Origin of the sequence: Pseudomonas brassicacearum (assembly GCF_918698105.1) — a bacterium.
Classification (GTDB): domain Bacteria; phylum Pseudomonadota; class Gammaproteobacteria; order Pseudomonadales; family Pseudomonadaceae; genus Aquipseudomonas; species Aquipseudomonas brassicacearum_F.
The window spans coordinates 31,237-49,571 of sequence record NZ_CAKKMI010000025.1 but is presented as its reverse complement, the minus strand read 5'-3'; the positions used below and the strand labels follow the sequence as shown (position 1 = coordinate 49,571).

Genomic DNA, 18,335 nt, shown 5'->3' with positions numbered 1-18,335 from the left:
ACTGAGGGCCTATAGCTCAGTTGGTTAGAGCAGAGGACTCATAATCCTTTGGTCCACGGTTCGAGTCCGTGTGGGCCCACCATACAAAAAGCCGCGCATTGCGCGGCTTTTGCGTATCCAGCGTCCTCCCGCTAGCCTCTTTCGCTCCATTACAATAAAAATCCCCCTCCCTCACCGAGACGCCCATCATCGCCAGCCCCAGCCTCCCTCGACTGTTTCTTGAACTGTTCTGGCAACTCGGCATCCTCCTGGTGCCAGCCTTTTTCGTCACAATACTGCCGCCCCCGTTGGCTTTGCTGGCGGTGGTGTGCCTCGGGCTGCTGATGGGCCTTACCGCCCGCCTGGGCTTTTTGGCGATGGGCCGAGGCATTGCCCGGTTGACGGTCGGCGCCGTGTTTGGCCTGGGTTTCAGCCTGGGCCGGGCGTTGCCTGAGTGGTGGGGTATTTTGGCGGCGATCGCCGGCATCATCGTCGGGCTCGCCTGCGTCAGTAGCTGGGAGCGGCGTCTCGGGTTGACGCCCATCTCCAGCCAAGGGCCGAGTGCCTGGGGGGGAAACGAGCCGCTGCTGACCCCTGAAGGCGAGCCGATCCGGGTGTTCAATCATGGTGAGATCGCCATGGGCGGCCCGACCTATTGCGACTATCTGTTCCCTGACGGTGTGCTTCTGCAGGGCATTGGCTCTTCGGCCGTGTTCTCCCGCGACGGGCGTTACTTTGCTGCACCGGTGCCGTCCCGACAGGCATGGGGACTGGTGGTCCTCGACCGTCAGCAACGCTTGCTGTACCGCTGCGCCGACAGCGAGCTCTGGGAGTTGGACACTTTTGACCTCGACCTGTTGAGCGGACGCCATAGCCCGCTGGTGGATAACAGCGTTCGCGAAACCCGGCTCGATGAGCTGCTGCAAACGGCCAGCGTTACCCATCTGGTACCTGTCGCCGACCTGTGGCTGGAGGCCGGCTTGCATCCCGAGCAGACCTTTGAACGGCGCTCCGCTGATGGCCAGCAGTGCCTGCAAGGCAATATCTCATTGCCCTCGACCTTTCGTGACTTGGCCCAGCCATTGGATCCCCTGCTTTCGCCGCGCTACACCGTCAGCGTCAACGGGCAACTGTCCGACCTGCTGATGGCGGCAGACGCACCACTGATATGGAGCTCCGATCAACGCGCCCTGGTGTGCCTGGCGCAGGAACAAAACGGTCAGGCGCAGGGCGACCAGTATTGGTTGTGGCAGCTCAACGCCGGCTGGCGTGCCCTGCCCTCGCCCTGGGTGAAAAGCGCCGCGGAACCGTCCTTCTACTGGCATGAACTGCTGGGCCTCGACGCCGACCATGTGCGGATCGGCACGTACCTCGACTATCCGCGCCCAGGCTCCGGCCGTTATGGCTATCGCCTGGACAGTATCCATGGCGATACCGAAACCCAGGCCGGTCATGACGCCCAGGGGCGCGTGCAAGTCGGTGAGTTCAAGCTGACCCGCATGGCAATTGTGATGCCGCTGGACAGCAAGGGCCGGCGAGGCGATTCCTGCATCGAGACGCAACCGTTGCAGGGCGACGTGCGCGCTGTCCTGACCTGGCTCGGTGACAATCGCGAAGGCTTGGGTGGCTATCGCTGCAGGATCGGCGACTGGTCCTTGCCTGGAACCTGGTTGCTGGATCATCGAGTCTCCGAATGTGGGCGCTACCTGGCGCTGCTGCCTTTCGACGGTTCAACGACCGTTACAACCCACGCGGTGGTAGCAGACTTGCAGGCGCAACGCTTGCTGGAAGGACCTGCCATGTGGATAGAGCGAATACTCGATTTTCGCGATGGCCGGCTGAGCCTGGCGGTCGTTCAAGGTCGGCTGGATAACAATAGGGAAAGCAGCCCGTTGCAGCGATTCAACGTCGCCGCGCCGGAGGTTGGCAGCGACTCGTCCTTTTTTCGTCCAAACGAACAATCCCGACTGTTCTACAACACGGTGCAGTTGCAACCGACAGTGTCACAGCTCAGCACCGTCGAGCCTTGGCGCCTGGTGGACCGCCCGCAAGCGGCCACCGCCGAGGGGGATTTCATCCAGCCTGCGCCGAATGATCAGGATGCCGCCTGGCTGTTCGGCAGCGAGACGGAATACACCGACAGCTGGGTACGTGCCGGTACGCCCCGTCTCGGCGGGCACCTGTTAACGGCCTCGGGTTGCGCCTTGATTGATCTGGCGCCCTCGATGGCCTGGTCACCCAACAGCCGCTATCTGGCGCTGACCTGTATGGCAACCGATGTGGCAGAACAGTGTGGAAGCTACCGGGGCTGGCAATGGCTGCTCCTTGATGTCCAAGCGCATACACTGCGGATACATCCGCAATGGTTGGGCAATCGGCCTCAGTTCGAAAGCTTCGACGAAGAACAGGTGCAGATACGGTGTTTCGAGCACGATTGGGAAACCGAAAGCTGCGAGGATCAAGGCTCGGTGCAGTCGTTCTTGCTGGACGCTCTGTTGCAATTGCCCGCTGAACAACTGATTTGCCAAGACGGTATCTGGCTCAGGTCGTCCCAGGCGGACCTCGCCTCTGCGTGGCAAGCACTGGCATTACCCGCCATTGGCTATTTCGAGCGCGGGAGCCTGTAACATGCTCGCCATCGAATGCCTGCGCCGGAGCCCATTTTGACTGACACCCGCCCACCCGTCCTCGACGAAATCGACCGGCAGCTGATCGCGGCGCTGCAAATCAACGCCCGGGAAAGCGTCGCCATGCTCGCCCGGCAACTGGGTATCGCCCGCACGACCGTGACCTCGCGGCTGGCGCGCCTGGAAAAGACCAAGGTGATTACCGGGTATGGCGTGCGCCTGGGCCAGCGGGTGATTGACGGCGGCTTGCAGGCTTACGTCGGCATCAAGGTCCAGCCGCGTTCCGGCAAGGACGTGCTGCGGCGCTTGAGCGCCATGGCCCAGGTCCAGCAGCTGTGCGCGGTCAGCGGTGAGTTCGACTATGTCGCCTGGTTGCGCACGGACTCGCCGGAACAGCTGGACCAGTTGCTGGACCAGATCGGCAGCGTGGACGGCGTGGAGAAGACCACCACCTCGATCATCCTCAGCAGCAAGATCGATCGGGGTCAGCCAGTCTGAGCCCTGCGTCACTTAACCTGTGGGAGCGAGCTTGCTCGCGATGGCGTCAATCCAGTCAACACCGTCATGGACTGACATAGCGCTATCGCGAGCAAGCTCGCTCCCACAGGGGACTGGTTTCGTCATTATGATCTACGAATAGGTCAAAATGACTGATTCATGCTCAAAACGACGACATATTGTGTCTTATTAACGTGTTCCACCCTCCCTAGAATGGCTGGCATCTTTCCTATACTCAGACGCGAACACCGCGTCGAGTCGCCACCAAGGTCAGCCATGAACAAGAACAATCGCCACCCAGCAGACGGTAAGAAGCCCATCACCATTTTCGGACCGGACTTTCCTTTCGCCTTTGACGACTGGATCGAGCATCCGGCTGGCCTGGGCAGCATTCCCGCTCACAACCACGGTGCGGAAGTGGCGATTGTCGGGGCCGGGATTGCCGGCCTGGTGGCGGCGTACGAGTTGATGAAGCTGGGTCTCAAGCCCGTGGTCTATGAAGCGTCGAAGATGGGTGGACGCCTGCGCTCACAAGCGTTCAATGGCGCCGAAGGGGTGATCGCCGAGCTGGGCGGCATGCGTTTTCCGGTGTCCTCCACCGCGTTCTACCATTACGTCGACAAGCTGGGCCTGGAGACCAAACCGTTCCCCAACCCGCTGACCCCGGCTTCCGGCAGCACGGTCATCGACCTGGAAGGCCAGACCTACTACGCACAGAAACTGGCGGACCTTCCCGCACTGTTCCAGGAAGTCGCCGACGCCTGGGCCGATGCGCTGGAGGACGGGTCGCGCTTTGGTGAGATCCAGCAGGCGATCCGCGATCGCGACGTGCCACGCCTCAAGGCGCTGTGGAACACCCTGGTGCCACTGTGGGACGACCGCACCTTCTACGACTTCGTCGCCACCTCCAAGGCCTTTGCCAAGCTCTCCTTCCAGCACCGCGAAGTGTTCGGCCAGGTCGGTTTCGGCACGGGCGGCTGGGATTCGGACTTCCCCAATTCGATGCTGGAAATCTTCCGCGTCGTGATGACCAACTGCGACGACCACCAGCACCTGGTGGTCGGCGGCGTCGAGCAGGTGCCCCACGGCATCTGGAAGCACGTGCCGGAACGCTGCGTGCACTGGCCCGAAGGGACCAGCCTGAATTCGCTGCACCTGGGCGCCCCCCGCAGCGGCGTGAAGCGCATTGCCCGCGCGGCCGATGGCCGGTTCAGCGTGACCGACGTCTGGGACAACACCCGCGAGTACGCCGCGGTGCTGGTCACCTGCCAGAGCTGGCTGCTGACCACCCAGATCGAATGTGAAGAAGCGCTGTTCTCACAAAAAATGTGGATGGCCCTGGACCGCACCCGCTACATGCAATCGTCGAAGACCTTCGTGATGGTCGACCGGCCATTCTGGAAGGACAAGGACCCGGAGACCGGCCGCGACCTGATGAGCATGACCCTGACCGACCGTCTGACCCGTGGCACCTATCTGTTCGACAACGGGGACGACAAGCCAGGGGTGATTTGCCTGTCGTACTCCTGGATGAGCGACGCGCTGAAAATGCTCCCGCACCCGGTGGAAAAACGCGTGAAGCTGGCCCTCGATGCCCTGAAGAAAATCTATCCCAAGGTGGACATCGCCGCCCGGATCATCGGCGATCCGATCACCGTGTCCTGGGAAGCCGACCCGCATTTCCTCGGCGCGTTCAAGGGCGCCCTGCCCGGCCACTATCGCTACAACCAGCGCATGTATGCGCATTTCATGCAGGACGACATGCCGGCCGAACAACGCGGGATCTTTATCGCCGGTGATGACGTCTCATGGACACCGGCCTGGGTCGAAGGCGCGGTACAGACCTCACTCAACGCCGTGTGGGGGATCATGAAGCACTTCGGCGGTGAAACTCACGCCGAGAACCCGGGTCCAGGTGATGTGTTCCATGAGATCGGTCCGATCGCCCTGCCCGAATAAAAGGAGTTTTCGATGCGTGTAGCCCTCTACCAATGCCCACCGCTGCCACTGGATCCGGCCGGCAACCTGCAACGCCTGCACCAGGTCGCGCTGGAGGCCAGGGGCGCCGATGTGCTGGTGCTGCCGGAGATGTTCATGACCGGCTACAACATCGGCGTCGACGCGGTGAATGTATTGGCCGAGGTCTACAACGGCGAGTGGGCGCAACAGATCGCCCGCATTGCCAAGGCCGCCGGCCTGGCGATTGTCTACGGCTACCCTGAACGCGGCGAAGACGGGCAGATCTACAACGCCGTGCAGTTGATCGACGCCCGGGGCGAGCGCCTGGCCAACTACCGCAAGAGCCACCTGTTCGGTGACCTCGATCACGCCATGTTCAGCGCCGGCGACGCCGCATTGCCTATCGTCGAACTCAATGGCTGGAAGCTCGGCTTCCTGATCTGCTACGACCTGGAGTTCCCGGAAAATGCCCGCCGCCTGGCCCTGGCCGGCGCCGAGCTGATCCTGGTGCCGACCGCCAACATGCAACCCTACGAGTTCATTGCCGATGTCACCGTGCGCGCACGGGCCATCGAGAACCAGTGTTTCGTGGCGTACGCCAACTACTGCGGCCACGAAGGTGAATTGCAGTATTGCGGCCAAAGCAGTATCGCCGCCCCGAATGGCAGCCGCCCGGCCCTTGCGGGGCTGGATGAGGCCTTGATCGTCGGAGAACTGGATCGACAACTGATGGACGATGCCCGCGCGGCCTACAACTACCTGCACGATCGCCGCCCTGAGCTTTACGACGACCTGCACAAACACTGATTGAGGATTGAGAACGCGGCCTAATCCGCTAGCATGAGCGCATCTTTGTTCTGGAAGCGCTCATGCCGGCCCCCGACTCCCTCCGCCCCCACACTGAAACCCTGGCCAACGGCTTGCGGGTGACCTTGCGTCACGTTCCAAGTCTCAAGCGCAGCGCTGCAGTACTGCGAGTCGCGGCTGGCAGCCATGACGCGCCCCTGGCCTGGCCGGGATTGGCGCACCTGCTCGAGCATCTGTTCTTCCTCGGCACCGAGCGTTTTCCCTCTGGGGAGAACCTGATGGCCTACGTGCAGCGCCACGGCGGCCAGGTCAACGCGCGCACCAGCGAACGCACCACGGATTTTTTCTTCGAATTGCCGGCCGCAACCTTCGTCGACGGACTGGAACGGCTTGGGGACATGCTCGCCCGCCCGCGTCTGGATGAAGCCGATCAACTGCGCGAACGGGAAGTGTTGCACGCCGAGTTCATCGCCTGGTCCCAGGATGCTGCAGCCCAGCGACAGCTGGCCTTGCATGACGGCCTGTCGGCGACCCATCCACTGCGGGGTTTTCACGCCGGCAATCGCGACAGCCTCGCGGTGGCGCAAACCGAATTCCAAAGCGCATTGCACGACTTCTATCGCCGTTTTTACCAGAGCGGCCAGATGACCCTGAGCCTGGCCGGTCCGCAAAGCATCGACGCCTTGAAAGCGCTGGCGGAACAGTTCGACAGCCACATACCGGCCGGCGAAGCGGTTGCCAGGCCAGCACCGCCAAAGCTGATGGCGTCGTCCCAGACCCGTTATCAACAGGCCCGCGCGGGTTGCCTTGATCTGCTGTTCGCCTTCGAAGACCTGCCCGCCGCCTCGCCTCAAGCCCTGGATTTTCTGTGTACGTGGCTGAACTCCAGCAAATCGGGCGGCTTGCTCGCTACGTTGCGTCAGCGCGGCCTGGCTGACAGCCTCAAAGCCACCACACTGTATGAATTTGCCGGGCAGGCGCTGCTGCACATCGAACTCAAGCAGCCCAACGGTCCGGCAGCAGAGCAGATCCTACCGTTGCTGCGCGACTGGCTGGGGTTCTTTGCCGCTCAGGACGACTGGGCGCCGTTGTGTCAGGAGTTCACCGCACTGTTGCAGCGCCGGCAGGAAACAGCGTCGGCCTTGCAGGTGGCCCGCTGGGATTGTGAGGGGCGTGACGGGCCGCTGTTGGCAGACGACCTCATGAGGCTCAGGGAAATCCTCAAGCAGCTGCACCCTGCCGATACCGTCGCGGGACAATGGCAACTGCCCGCGCCCAATCCGTTCCTGCAAACGCCGAGCGAAGCGCCCCGCGCCGGGCTGATACGCGGCCAGACCAGCGCCCACCGCGGCTTGCGAACCTTCGCCCAGGATCGCTCCCGGGGTCGCCGGGAACACTCGCCCATGCAGTTCAGCCAGGCGCTGCCAGACAACGGTCGTGAAGGCGCGGTGTACCTGCGTTGGCAACTGACGACCCAGGCACCGCTGGACTTTCAATCCAGGCTCGACCGGCACCTGCAGGATGTGCGAGAGGATGCTCGCCAGGCCGGTGTGGACGTCAGCTTCGAGCCCACCGGTCATCAATGGCTATTGAAACTGGTTGGCTTGCAGGCGCCGATACCGTTGGTGCTCGAACACATTCTGACGAAGCTTGCGCAACCGCTGCCAATGGCCCAGGCCAGTGACGAAACCCCATCGACGCCGATTCGACAGCTGTTGAAGGCGCTGCCAGATCACTGCCGTCACAACCGGCAAGCGTCAGCGTTGCCAATGCCCGACAGCGACCAAAGCGTGTGGACAACGGCGCGCTGGGACGGGCTGGCCATTGGACTGTCGGCCGCCACCCAAGCAGCGCTGGGCCCTGCGTTGGCCCGGGTGCCGGGCATCGCCGGCGAGGATGTCAGCCTGGCGTTGGCGCCTGGCGGACAACGCCTCTGGCACACGCTCCAGACTCACGGCGAAGAACCGGCCGTGTTGCTGTTTTGCCCGACGGCCACTCCGGCGCTGGCCGACGAAGCCGCCTGGCGGTTGCTGGCACAGCTGTGTCAGACGCCGTTCTACCAGCGCCTGCGCGTCGAGTTGCAGTTGGGTTATGCGGTGTTCAGCGGGTTGAAGCAGATCGACGGGCAAACCGGGATCTTGTTCGGCGTCCAATCGCCCAGCCTCTCGGCGACGCAACTGAGCGCCCACATCGAACAGTTCCTGGCCGGGTTACCGGCATTGATCGAGCAGCTCGATGATTTATCCCTGACGGGGCAGCAACAAGCGCTCGCCGCCCAACTCCAGAGCACCGCCCTGCCCTGCGCCCAGGCCGCCGAACTGCTCTGGCAGGGCAAGCTGGCCGGCCACCCGTCGGATTATCTTGAGCAACTGTCCGCTGCCATCGTGTGCCTGGATCGCATGCAGCTACGAATGGCCGCCCAACGTTTGATCGAGGCTGAAGGAGGGTGGCATTGCCTGAGCAACGGAGCCTGCCCGGGAGAGCGCTGGCAAGCGGCGCAATGATCATTGCAGGGGTCGTAATGAGCTTTCTTCGAGAATCGTGGCGAACGAATATGTCAGATTTAGTAACATAGGCGCCTAAGCATCTGAACATCTCCGAACGGAGGTGGACTATATGTATAGGTCTCAACCGTTCTGTCTAACGAAAGCATCCCAAAGGAGTATTCCCATGTCCTGGTCCAAACCCGCATATATCGACCTGCGTATCGGTTTCGAAGTCACCATGTACTTCGCCAGCCGTTGAATGCTGCAGGCGGTTAAGCACGCAGCACTACGCCTCGGCCAGCCGAGGCGTTTTTATTTCGGTTTGCAGATGGAGCAGCCATGTTCGTCCAGATTCTAGGTTCTGCCGCCGGCGGCGGTTTCCCCCAGTGGAACTGCAACTGCGCCAATTGCGCAGGTTTTCGCGACGGCAGCCTGCGGGCCCAGGCGCGCACCCAGTCGTCCATCGCCCTGTCCGATGACGGTGTGAACTGGGTGTTGTGCAACGCCTCCCCGGACATTCGCGCCCAGCTGCAGGCGTTCGCCCCGATGCAGCCGGGCCGGGCCCTGCGCGACACCGGCATTGGCGCGATCATCCTGATGGACAGCCAGATCGACCACACCACCGGCCTGCTCAGCCTGCGTGAAGGTTGCCCGCATCAAGTCTGGTGCACCGACATGGTCCACGAAGACCTGAGCACGGGCTTTCCGCTGTTCAACATGCTAACCCACTGGAACGGCGGGTTGAGCTGGAATCGCATCCAACTCGACCAGAGCTTTACCATCGCCGCCTGCCCGAACCTGCGCTTCACCCCACTGCCCTTGCGCAGCGCCGCACCGCCCTATTCACCGCATCGCTTCGACCCGCACCCGGGCGACAACATCGGGTTGATCGTCGAAGACCTGCGCACCGGTGGCAAGCTGTTCTATGCCCCGGGCCTGGGCAAAGTCGACGAGTCGTTGTTGGAGATCATGGCCGGTAGCGATTGCTTGCTGGTGGACGGCACGATGTGGGACGACGATGAAATGCAGCGCCGTGGCGTCGGCACCCGCACTGGCCGGGAAATGGGCCACCTGGCCCAGAATGGCCCCGGCGGTATGCTGGAAGTGCTGGAACAAGTACCTGGGCCGCGCAAGGTCCTTATCCATATCAACAACACCAACCCGATCCTGGACGAAGACTCCCCCGAGCGGGCTGAACTTGTACGTCGAAAGATTGAAGTGTCTTACGACGGAATGAGTATTGAGTTGTAGGAAGGACGGAACGATGGTGGGAGTTGGGGTTGTGGTGTTTCAGCCAACATTGATGCTGGCTGACAGGACGCTATCGCGAGCAGGCTCGCTCCCACAGTAGTTCGAGTTGTACTGGATATCTGATTCACAGCAAAACCATTGTGGGAGCGAGCCTGCTCGCGATGAGGCCAGCCCTGACGCCACAGAACCCACGGGCACTTCCCGGAGAACCGAAATGACTGACACCCCCCTGTCCCCCACCGAGTTCGAAGCGGCCCTGCGTGCCAAGGGTGCGTATTACCACATCCATCACCCGTATCACGTGGCGATGTATGAAGGCCGCGCGACTCGCGAGCAAATCCAGGGCTGGGTCGCGAACCGTTTTTACTACCAGGTGAATATCCCGCTCAAGGATGCGGCGATCCTGGCCAACTGCCCGGACCGGGAGATCCGCCGCGAGTGGATCCAGCGCCTGCTCGACCATGACGGCGCGCCCGGCGAAGACGGCGGCATCGAAGCTTGGTTGCGACTGGGCCAGGCCGTGGGCCTGGACCCCGATCAACTGCGCTCCCAGGAGCTGGTGCTGCCGGGTGTGCGTTTCGCCGTGGATGCCTACGTCAACTTCGCCCGCCGGGCCTGCTGGCAGGAAGCCGCCAGCAGCTCGTTGACCGAACTGTTCGCCCCGCAGATCCACCAGTCTCGCCTGGACAGTTGGCCCCAGCACTACCCATGGATCGACCCGACCGGCTACGAGTACTTTCGCACCCGCCTGGGCCAGGCGCGACGTGATGTGGAACATGGCCTGGCAATCACCTTGCAGCACTACACCACCCGTGCGGGGCAGGAACGCATGCTGGAGATTCTCCAGTTCAAGCTGGACATCCTCTGGAGCATGCTCGACGCCATGAGCATGGCCTACGAATTGAACCGCCCGCCCTACCACAGCGTGACCAAGCAACGGGTGTGGCACAAAGGGATCACCTTATGAGTTTCGACCGCAGCAAAACCCCGAACTGGCGTCCCGGCTATCGCTTCCAGTACGAGCCGGCCCAGAAAGGCCACGTGCTGCTCTATCCTGAAGGCATGATCAAGCTGAATGACAGCGCTGCGCTGATCGGTGGCCTGATCGATGGTGAACGGGATGTAGCGGCCATCATCGGCGAGTTGGCGCAGCAGTTTCCCGACGTGTCGGAGCTCGGTGACGACATCGAGCAATTCATGGAGGTCGCCCGTGCACAGCACTGGATCGAACTTGCCTGAGAACACGGGCCTGCCGCCCAAGCCTGAAGTCGGCTTGCCGCTGTGGTTGCTGGCGGAGCTGACGTATCGGTGCCCGTTGCAATGCCCGTACTGCTCCAACCCGCTGGACTTCGCCGAGCAAGGCAAGGAACTGAGCACCGAGCAGTGGTTCAAGGTCTTTCGCGAAGCCCGCGAGATGGGCGCCGCGCAACTGGGTTTTTCCGGTGGCGAGCCGTTGGTGCGCCAGGACTTGGCCGAGTTGATCGGCGAGGCACGCAGGCTGGGCTTCTATACCAACCTGATCACCTCCGGCATCGGCCTGACCGAACAGAAAATCAGCGACTTCAAGAAAGCCGGCCTCGACCATATCCAGATCAGTTTCCAGGCCAGCGACGAGCAGGTGAACAACCTCCTGGCCGGCTCGAAGAAAGCCTTCGCGCAAAAACTGGAAATGGCCCGGGCAGTAAAGGCCCACGGTTATCCGATGGTGCTGAACTTCGTGACCCATCGGCACAACATCGACAAGATCGATCGCATCATCGAGCTGTGCATCGCCCTGGAAGCCGACTTCGTCGAGCTCGCCACGTGCCAGTTCTACGGCTGGGCGCAGCTCAACCGCGTCGGCCTGCTGCCCACCCGCGAGCAACTGGTACGTGCCGAACGTGTCACCAACGAATACCGCGCCAAGCTGGAAGCAGAGGGCAATCCGTGCAAGTTGATCTTTGTCACCCCGGACTACTATGAAGAACGCCCCAAGGGCTGCATGAACGGCTGGGGCAGCATTTTTCTTACCGTCACGCCAGACGGCACGGCATTGCCCTGCCATGGCGCCCGACAGCTGCCGGTGCAATTTCCCAACGTGCGCGACCACAGCATGCAGCACATCTGGTACGACTCGTTCGGCTTCAACCGCTTCCGCGGTTATGACTGGATGCCCGAACCGTGCCGCTCCTGCGATGAAAAGGAAAAGGACTTCGGCGGCTGCCGCTGCCAGGCGTTCATGCTCACGGGCGACGCCAGCAATGCCGACCCGGTGTGCAGCAAGTCCGAACATCACGGGGTGATTCTCAAGGCGCGTGAAGACGCCGAGCACGCCACGCAAACCATTGAACAATTGGCCTTTCGCAATGAACGAAACTCGCGCCTCATCGCCAAAGGCTGAGCCTTTCAGCGCCGCCCAGGCCGTTGCCGCCGGCACCGACTTCGCCGAACTGCAGCTCGGGCCTTTGGGCTTGTTCTGGAATGAATACCGCCCCGCAGACGGCGCCTGCCGGATCTGGCATTGGCAAGACGCCATGCCCCGTTGCCTGACACCGGACGGGTACAGCGCGCGCAGCCGGGTCTATGAATACGGCGGCGGATCGTTCTGCCTGAGCCATGACGGCGTGCTATTCGTCAATGAGGCCGACCAGCAGTTGTACCACCAATCTCTGAACGACGAACACCCCGCAGCCCTAACCTCGGGTGACTGCCGTTATGGGGATCTAAGCTTCGCCGACGGCCAAGTATTGGCCGTGGAAGAGCAGGCCAACCAGCATCGACTGGTGTCGATCGGGCTGGCGGATCATCGGCGGCATCTGCTGGCCGAAGGTGCAGACTTCTATGCTGCGCCGACCCTGAGCCCGGACGGTCAGCGGCTCGCCTGGATCGAGTGGAGCCGTCCGCATCAACCCTGGACCGCAACGCGCTTGATGCTGGCCGAGCGCAACGCTGCGGGTTGGGGTGCGCCGCGCTGTGTCGCGGGCAACGGTGAAGAAGAGTCCATCCAGCAACCGCGCTTCGATGCGGCCGGTCGTCTTTATTGCCTGACAGATCGCGGCGGTTATTGGCAGCCTTGGATGGCGTCGGCCCAGGGCCTGCAACCGCTGCCTGCCGCCCAAGCCGATCACGCCCCGGCGCCGTGGCAACTGGGTGGCTGCACCTGGCTGCCGCTGGGCGAACACAGCTACCTGGCCAGTTGGACCGAAGCGGGTTTCGGCCGTCTGGGCCTGTGCCACGATGACGATGTCGATGAGGACTTCACCGGCCCCTGCACCCGTTTTCGCAGCCTGGCGCTGGATGAGCGGTTCATCTACGCCGTTGCGGCCTCGCCGACCCGGCCATCGGCGGTCATTGCCATTGAGCGGCATAGCCACGAAGTGACCGTGCTGGCCGGCGGCGTCACGCCATTGCCCGTCGACCAGATCAGCCGTCCTCGCACCCTGCGTTATCCATCCGCGTCAGGAGAGGCCCACGGGTTCTTTTACCCGGCCATGAACGCCCCCGCGAAGCCGCCATTGGTGGTGTTCATTCACGGCGGCCCCACCTCGGCCTGTTATCCCCTGTTCGACCCGCGCATCCAATATTGGACCCAGCGTGGCTTCGCCGTCGCCGATCTCAACTACCGCGGCAGCAGCGGCTATGGCCGGGCCTATCGGCAAGCGTTGCATCTGAATTGGGGCGTGGTGGATGTCGAGGACGCCTGCGCGGTGGTCGCGTATCTCGACGAACAAGGCCTGGTCGACGGCCGTCGTGCATTCATTCGCGGTGGCAGTGCCGGTGGCTACACGACCCTCTGCGCCCTGGCGTTCCATGATGTATTCCGCGCCGGCGCCAGCCTCTATGGCGTGAGCGATCCTGTCGCCCTGGCCCGTGCCACGCACAAGTTCGAAGGTGATTACCTGGACTGGCTGATCGGCGATCCGCAACAGGACGTCGAGCGTTACCGCGCCCGTACCCCGCTGCTGCACGCCGGGAACATCCGCGTGCCGGTGATCTTTTTCCAGGGTGAATTGGACGCGGTGGTCGTGCCGCAGCAGACCCGCGACATGGTCAGTGCTTTACAAGCCAACGGCGTGGCGGTCGAGGCGCACTACTATCCTGATGAGCGCCACGGTTTTCGCAAGGCTGCGAACCAGGCCCATGCGCTGGAGCATGAGTGGATGTTTTATCGAAAGGTGATGGACGTGCGCCTGTAGGAACTGGCGAACATTTGTGGCGAGGGAGCTTGCTCCCGCTGGGTCGCGCAGCGGCCCCAAGCTTTTGCGATTGCTGCGCAATCGAGCGGGAGCAAGCTCCCTCGCCACAGGAGCGATCTAACAACAGTAACTTCAGCGCTTGGCGATGATGTACACCGCATGCACGATGCCCGGGATATAACCCAACAGCGTCAGCAGGATATTCAGCCAGAAAGCCCCGCCGAAGCCGACCTGCAGGAATACCCCCAGTGGCGGCAGCAGAATGGCGATGATGATGCGAATGAAATCCATGGATGACTCCCTGATCGACGATGGCCAAATTGCCCTATAGCTCATTGACCCCAGGCCGCTCGCCAGGGTTCAGTGAAACGCAACCAGAAGCAGCCCCGATGGTGGGCGCCTGCCAGGAACAAAAAACGCAGGCAAAAGAAAACCCCGCCGAAGCGGGGTTTTGCAGACTGTTTCCCTGACATCCATTTCACTCTGCCATCCTGGCAGAATCCTACGTGTCCGTGTTGTTACTTTGCGCGTCCTGCGCTACATCCATGGAAGCTAGATTAGCCGTGGATCCAATCCGCCGATAGAGGGAAAACGCCAGCACGATGTGTAAGAGAATGCTTACACATCGTCATTATTTCAGAACTGCCCGGCTTCCAGCAGGAACAGCGACTCGCTGCCCGCCTTGACCGAAGCGCTCAAGGAATGGATACGCGGCAGCAGGCGGGCGAAATAGAACCGCGCCGTGCCCAGTTTGCTCGCGTAGAAATCATCCTGGTTTTCTTTGCCCAAGGCCGCCCTCGCCATCAAAGCCCACATGTAGGCATACGCGGTGTAGCCAAACGCCTGGAGGTATTCCACCGACGCCGCGCCGATTTCGTTCGGGTTGCTTTTCGCCCGGTCCAGCAGCCAGTCGGTCAACCCGTCCAGCGTGTCGACAGCGCTGTTTAACGGCTTGATGAACTCCGCCAGATCGCTGCTCGCGGTGGCCGTGAAATGACGGATTTCATCGGCAAACAACCGGTAGAACGCACCGCCGCTGCCGACGATCTTGCGCCCCACCAGGTCCAGCGCCTGGATACCGTTGGTGCCTTCGTAGATCTGGGTGATACGCACGTCGCGCACCAGTTGCTCCTGGCCCCACTCCCGAATGTAACCGTGGCCGCCGAACACCTGTTGACCATGGACCGTGGTTTCCAGGCCCAGGTCGGTCAGGAAGGCCTTGGCCACTGGCGTCAGCAACGCCACCAGGTCTTCGGCGCGCTTGCGCGTAACCGGGTCTTCGCTGAACTTGGCGGTATCGAGTTGCATCGCCACGTAGGTGGAAAATGCCCGGCCACCCTCGTTCGAGGCCTTCATGGTCAGCAGCATCCGACGCACGTCGGGGTGGACGATGATCGGGTCTGCGACCTTGTCCTTGTTCTGCGCACCAGTTGGCGAGCGGCTTTGCAGGCGGTCACGGGCATATTCGACGGCGTTCTGATAGGAGCGCTCGCCTGAGGCCAGGCCTTGGATGCCAACCCCCAGGCGTTCGTAGTTCATCATGGTGAACATCGCCGCCAGGCCCTTGTTCGGCTCGCCTACCAGATAACCCACGGCTTCGTCGAAGTTCATCACGCAGGTGGCGGACGCCTGGATGCCCATCTTGTGTTCGATCGAACCGCAGTTGGCCGCGTTGCGCGCGCCCAGGCTGCCGTCGGCATTGACCATGAACTTGGGCACGAGGAACAGCGAGATGCCCTTGGGACCTGCCGGCGCGTCCGGCAATTTCGCCAGCACCAGGTGAATGATGTTCTCGGTGAGGTCGTGCTCGCCACCGGTGATGAAAATCTTCGTGCCACTGACTTTGTAGGAACCGTCGGCCTGGGGTTCGGCCTTGGTGCGGATGATCCCCAGGTCCGTACCGGCGTGAGGCTCGGTCAGGCACATGGAACCGGCCCAGACGCCGGCGTACATGTTCGGCAGGTACGCCGCCTTCAGTTCTTCACTGGCGTGGGCGTTGATCGACAGGCAGGCACCGGCGGTCAGCATCGGGTACAGGCCGAAGGACAGGCTGGCGGAGTTGACCATTTCCTCGACCTGGGCCGAAACGGCCTTGGGCATGCCCATGCCGCCGTACGCCGGGTCACCGCCGACACCGACCCAACCGCCTTCAGCGTAAGTCTTGTAGGCCTGTGGGAAACCTGCCGGCGTGGTGACGGCGCCGTCGGCCCAGTGGCAACCTTCTTCGTCAGCGGCACGGCTGAGGGGCGCGATGCTTTTGCTGGTGACTTTGCCGGCTTCTTCAAGGATCGCTTCGACCGTTTCGGCATCCACGGTGTCGGCCAGCGCCGGCAATTGGTCCCAGAGTTTCGCGACCTCGAACACTTCATTGAGGACGAAGCGCATATCGCGCAGGGGCGCTTTGTAGTCAGCCATGGCAAACCTCGCAGGATCTAAACAGTTGGTTCGTAAAAGACGGTTTTCGCAATGGCCTGAGTGTACCTCAACAACTTTTGCGACACATAGGGTCAACCCGTGACCGCTTTGTTATTTTTAGTCATAACAGAAATTTGCATCATTTATCGTGGCGAGGGAGCTTGCTCCCGCTCGATTGCGCAGCAATCGCAAAAGCTTGGGGCCGCTACGCGACCCAGCGGGAGCAAGCTCCCTCGCCACAGAGAAATGTTTCAGCCCATCAAAGCGCAAACAACTCCGCCGGCAGCTTCATCAGGCAATCACTCCCGGCCTCGACGGCAGCCCGATGGGCGGTCGTGCGCGGCAGCAGGCGCTTGAAGTAAAACTCACAGGTCGCCAATTTACCCCGGCAGAAATCCCCATCCCCCTGGCCGCTGTCGAGTTGCGCCTGGGCCACCAAGGCCATGCGCAACCACAGGTAGGCCAGGATGATGTAGCCGCTGTACATCAGGTAATCCACGGAGGCGGCACCCACTTCATCGGGATTTTTCATGGCCGCCATGCCGACCCGGGTAGTCAGTTCGCCCCATTGCTGGTTGAGCCCGTCGAGTTGCTCGACGTAATCCTTGAGCTGCGGATGCCCGGCATTCGAGGCGCAGAATTTGTGGACGATCCGGGTAAAACCACGCAACAACTTACCCTGGCTGCCCAGCACCTTACGCCCCAGCAGATCCAGGGCCTGGATGCCATTGGTGCCTTCATAGATCGGCGCAATGCGGCAATCTCGCACCAACTGCTCCATGCCCCACTCGCGAATGAAGCCGTGACCGCCGAACACTTGCATGCCGTGGTTGGTCACCTCCAGCCCGGTGTCGGTCATGAAGGCCTTGCAGATCGGGGTGAGGAACGCCAGCAGGTCCTCGGCCTCCTGGCGGGCGGTTTCGTCCGGGCTCAGGTGCGCGGTGTCCAGCAGTTGCGCGGTGAAATACGTCAGCGCCCGGTTGCCTTCGTTGAAGGCTTTCATGGTCAGCAACATCCTGCGCACATCGGGATGGACGATGATCGGGTCGGCGACCTTTTCCGGCGCCTTGGGGCCGGTCAACGCGCGCATCTGCAACCGGTCGTTGGCGTACTTGATGGCGCCCTGGAAGCTCGCCTCGCCCAGGCACAGGCCCTGCATGCCGGTGCCGAGCCGGGCGTGGTTCATCATGGTGAACATGCAATTGAGGCCCTTGTTCGGCTCGCCGATCAGGAACCCCTTGGCCCCATCGAAATTCAGCACGCAGGTGGCCGAGGCCTTGATGCCCATTTTGTGCTCGATCGAGCCACAGGAAACGCCATTGCGCGCCCCCGCCTCGCCACTGGCGTCGGGCAGGAACTTGGGCACGATGAACAGCGAGATGCCCTTGGTCCCGGCAGGAGCGTCCGGCAACTTGGCCAGCACCAGGTGGATGATGTTATCGCTCATGTCGTGTTCGCCGGCGGAAATGAAGATCTTGCTGCCGGAGATGGCGTAGCTGCCGTCGGCCTGAGGCACGGCGCGAGTCTTGATGATGCCCAGGTCGGTGCCGCAGTGGGCTTCGGTCAGGCACATGGTGCCGGTCCACTGGCCGGCGGTGAGTTTGCTCAGGTAGGTCTGTTTCTGTTCTGCCGTGCCGTGGGCATGGATCGCCGACATGGCGCCGTGAGTCAGGCCCGGGTACATGCCCCAGGAGGTGTTGCTGGAGCCGATCATCTCGCTGATGACCAGGCCCAGGGAGCTGGGCAAGCCTTGGCCACCATACGCCGGGTCCGCCGCCAGCCCATGCCAGCCGCCCTCCACGTACTGTGCGAAAGCCTGCTTGAAGCCTGTTGGCGTGGTGACTACGCCGTTGTCGAAATGGCAACCCTCTTCGTCACCGGAGCGATTGAGCGGTGCCAGCACGTTCTCGCAGAACTTGGCGCCTTCCTCGAGAATCGCGCTGATCATGTCCGGACTGGCATCGCTGGCGCCCAGTTCGGCGTAGCGGCCATGGAAATCGAAGACGTGATCGATCAGAAAGCGCATGTCGCGCAGGGGGGCTTTGTACTCGGGCATGGTGGTTTTCTCCGGTAGCAGATCGTTTCAACCTACTGCCGGCCACCGGGGCCCACAATCACAGTCCAGACGCTGAATGCGC

Annotated in this window: 14 protein-coding genes and 1 tRNA gene; 12 read left to right on the top strand and 3 right to left on the bottom strand. The window is 62.2% G+C overall.

What is annotated here, in order from left to right; genetic code table 11:
• Positions 1 to 5: 5 nt before the first annotated feature.
• The 12 genes from LQ215_RS12395 to LQ215_RS12340 all read left to right on the top strand — a co-directional run bounded on the left by LQ215_RS12395 (position 6) and on the right by LQ215_RS12340 (position 13,782).
• Positions 6 to 82, top strand: a tRNA-Ile gene (locus LQ215_RS12395).
• Between the two features lie 241 nt (positions 83 to 323).
• Positions 324 to 2,606, top strand: coding sequence for a hypothetical protein (locus tag LQ215_RS12390; protein WP_290369107.1), 2,283 nt, complete (start codon positions 324 to 326; stop codon positions 2,604 to 2,606).
• A gap of 36 nt (positions 2,607 to 2,642) precedes the next feature.
• On the top strand, positions 2,643 to 3,104 hold the full coding sequence (locus tag LQ215_RS12385; protein ID WP_018607342.1) for an Lrp/AsnC family transcriptional regulator: 462 nt from the start codon (positions 2,643 to 2,645) through the stop codon (positions 3,102 to 3,104).
• 276 nt (positions 3,105 to 3,380) lie between these two features.
• Positions 3,381 to 5,063, top strand: coding sequence for a flavin monoamine oxidase family protein (locus tag LQ215_RS12380; protein WP_230150133.1), 1,683 nt, complete (start codon positions 3,381 to 3,383; stop codon positions 5,061 to 5,063).
• Between the two features lie 12 nt (positions 5,064 to 5,075).
• Complete coding sequence (locus LQ215_RS12375; RefSeq protein WP_230150131.1) at positions 5,076 to 5,870, top strand: carbon-nitrogen hydrolase family protein; 795 nt, start codon at positions 5,076 to 5,078, stop codon at positions 5,868 to 5,870.
• A 62-nt stretch (positions 5,871 to 5,932) separates the two neighbouring features.
• Entirely contained in the window at positions 5,933 to 8,374 is a 2,442-nt protein-coding gene (gene pqqF / locus LQ215_RS12370) for a pyrroloquinoline quinone biosynthesis protein PqqF (RefSeq protein ID WP_230150129.1), read from the top strand.
• A gap of 166 nt (positions 8,375 to 8,540) precedes the next feature.
• Positions 8,541 to 8,615 carry a pyrroloquinoline quinone precursor peptide PqqA gene (gene pqqA, locus LQ215_RS12365; protein WP_003177660.1) on the top strand — a complete coding sequence of 25 codons (75 nt, stop codon included), beginning with the start codon at positions 8,541 to 8,543 and terminating at the stop codon, positions 8,613 to 8,615.
• Between the two features lie 80 nt (positions 8,616 to 8,695).
• Complete coding sequence (gene pqqB, locus LQ215_RS12360; RefSeq protein ID WP_230150128.1) at positions 8,696 to 9,607, top strand: pyrroloquinoline quinone biosynthesis protein PqqB; 912 nt, start codon at positions 8,696 to 8,698, stop codon at positions 9,605 to 9,607.
• A 214-nt stretch (positions 9,608 to 9,821) separates the two neighbouring features.
• On the top strand, positions 9,822 to 10,574 hold the full coding sequence (gene pqqC, locus LQ215_RS12355; protein WP_230150126.1) for a pyrroloquinoline-quinone synthase PqqC: 753 nt from the start codon (positions 9,822 to 9,824) through the stop codon (positions 10,572 to 10,574).
• Complete coding sequence (gene pqqD / locus LQ215_RS12350; RefSeq protein WP_230150124.1) at positions 10,571 to 10,846, top strand: pyrroloquinoline quinone biosynthesis peptide chaperone PqqD; 276 nt, start codon at positions 10,571 to 10,573, stop codon at positions 10,844 to 10,846. Before pqqC ends, pqqD begins: the two co-directional genes overlap by 4 nt.
• Entirely contained in the window at positions 10,818 to 11,987 is a 1,170-nt protein-coding gene (gene pqqE, locus LQ215_RS12345) for a pyrroloquinoline quinone biosynthesis protein PqqE (RefSeq protein ID WP_230150122.1), read from the top strand. The genes pqqD and pqqE overlap by 29 nt, the downstream gene beginning before the upstream one ends.
• Positions 11,953 to 13,782, top strand: coding sequence for a S9 family peptidase (locus LQ215_RS12340; RefSeq protein ID WP_230150121.1), 1,830 nt, complete (start codon positions 11,953 to 11,955; stop codon positions 13,780 to 13,782). Before pqqE ends, LQ215_RS12340 begins: the two co-directional genes overlap by 35 nt.
• 132 nt (positions 13,783 to 13,914) lie before the next feature.
• Here the strand turns inward: LQ215_RS12340 and LQ215_RS12335 are convergent, their stop codons facing one another.
• The 3 genes from LQ215_RS12335 to LQ215_RS12325 form a co-directional block, all read right to left on the bottom strand.
• Positions 13,915 to 14,073, bottom strand: coding sequence for a YqaE/Pmp3 family membrane protein (locus tag LQ215_RS12335; protein ID WP_003177654.1), 159 nt, complete (start codon positions 14,071 to 14,073; stop codon positions 13,915 to 13,917).
• Positions 14,074 to 14,418: 345 nt separating this feature from the next.
• Complete coding sequence (locus tag LQ215_RS12330) at positions 14,419 to 16,197, bottom strand: acyl-CoA dehydrogenase C-terminal domain-containing protein (RefSeq protein ID WP_230150119.1); 1,779 nt, start codon at positions 16,195 to 16,197, stop codon at positions 14,419 to 14,421.
• A gap of 259 nt (positions 16,198 to 16,456) precedes the next feature.
• Positions 16,457 to 18,253: an acyl-CoA dehydrogenase C-terminal domain-containing protein gene (locus LQ215_RS12325; RefSeq protein WP_230150117.1), complete on the bottom strand. Its 1,797-nt coding sequence runs from the start codon at positions 18,251 to 18,253 to the stop codon at positions 16,457 to 16,459.
• Between the last annotated feature and the right edge of the window lie 82 nt (positions 18,254 to 18,335).

Excerpts from the sequence above, each read along its gene's own strand:
- LQ215_RS12390 (WP_290369107.1), top strand. The coding sequence starts at position 324 with ATGGGCCTTACCGCCCGCCTGGGCTTTTTGGCGATGGGCCGAGGCATT.
- LQ215_RS12380 (WP_230150133.1), top strand. The coding sequence starts at position 3,381 with ATGAACAAGAACAATCGCCACCCAGCAGACGGTAAGAAGCCCATCACC.
- LQ215_RS12375 (WP_230150131.1), top strand. The coding sequence starts at position 5,076 with ATGCGTGTAGCCCTCTACCAATGCCCACCGCTGCCACTGGATCCGGCC.
- pqqF (WP_230150129.1), top strand. The coding sequence starts at position 5,933 with ATGCCGGCCCCCGACTCCCTCCGCCCCCACACTGAAACCCTGGCCAAC.
- pqqB (WP_230150128.1), top strand. The coding sequence starts at position 8,696 with ATGTTCGTCCAGATTCTAGGTTCTGCCGCCGGCGGCGGTTTCCCCCAG.
- pqqC (WP_230150126.1), top strand. The coding sequence starts at position 9,822 with ATGACTGACACCCCCCTGTCCCCCACCGAGTTCGAAGCGGCCCTGCGT.
- pqqD (WP_230150124.1), top strand. The coding sequence starts at position 10,571 with ATGAGTTTCGACCGCAGCAAAACCCCGAACTGGCGTCCCGGCTATCGC.
- LQ215_RS12340 (WP_230150121.1), top strand. The coding sequence starts at position 11,953 with ATGAACGAAACTCGCGCCTCATCGCCAAAGGCTGAGCCTTTCAGCGCC.
- LQ215_RS12335 (WP_003177654.1), bottom strand. The coding sequence starts at position 14,073 with ATGGATTTCATTCGCATCATCATCGCCATTCTGCTGCCGCCACTGGGG.
- LQ215_RS12330 (WP_230150119.1), bottom strand. The coding sequence starts at position 16,197 with ATGGCTGACTACAAAGCGCCCCTGCGCGATATGCGCTTCGTCCTCAAT.
- LQ215_RS12325 (WP_230150117.1), bottom strand. The coding sequence starts at position 18,253 with ATGCCCGAGTACAAAGCCCCCCTGCGCGACATGCGCTTTCTGATCGAT.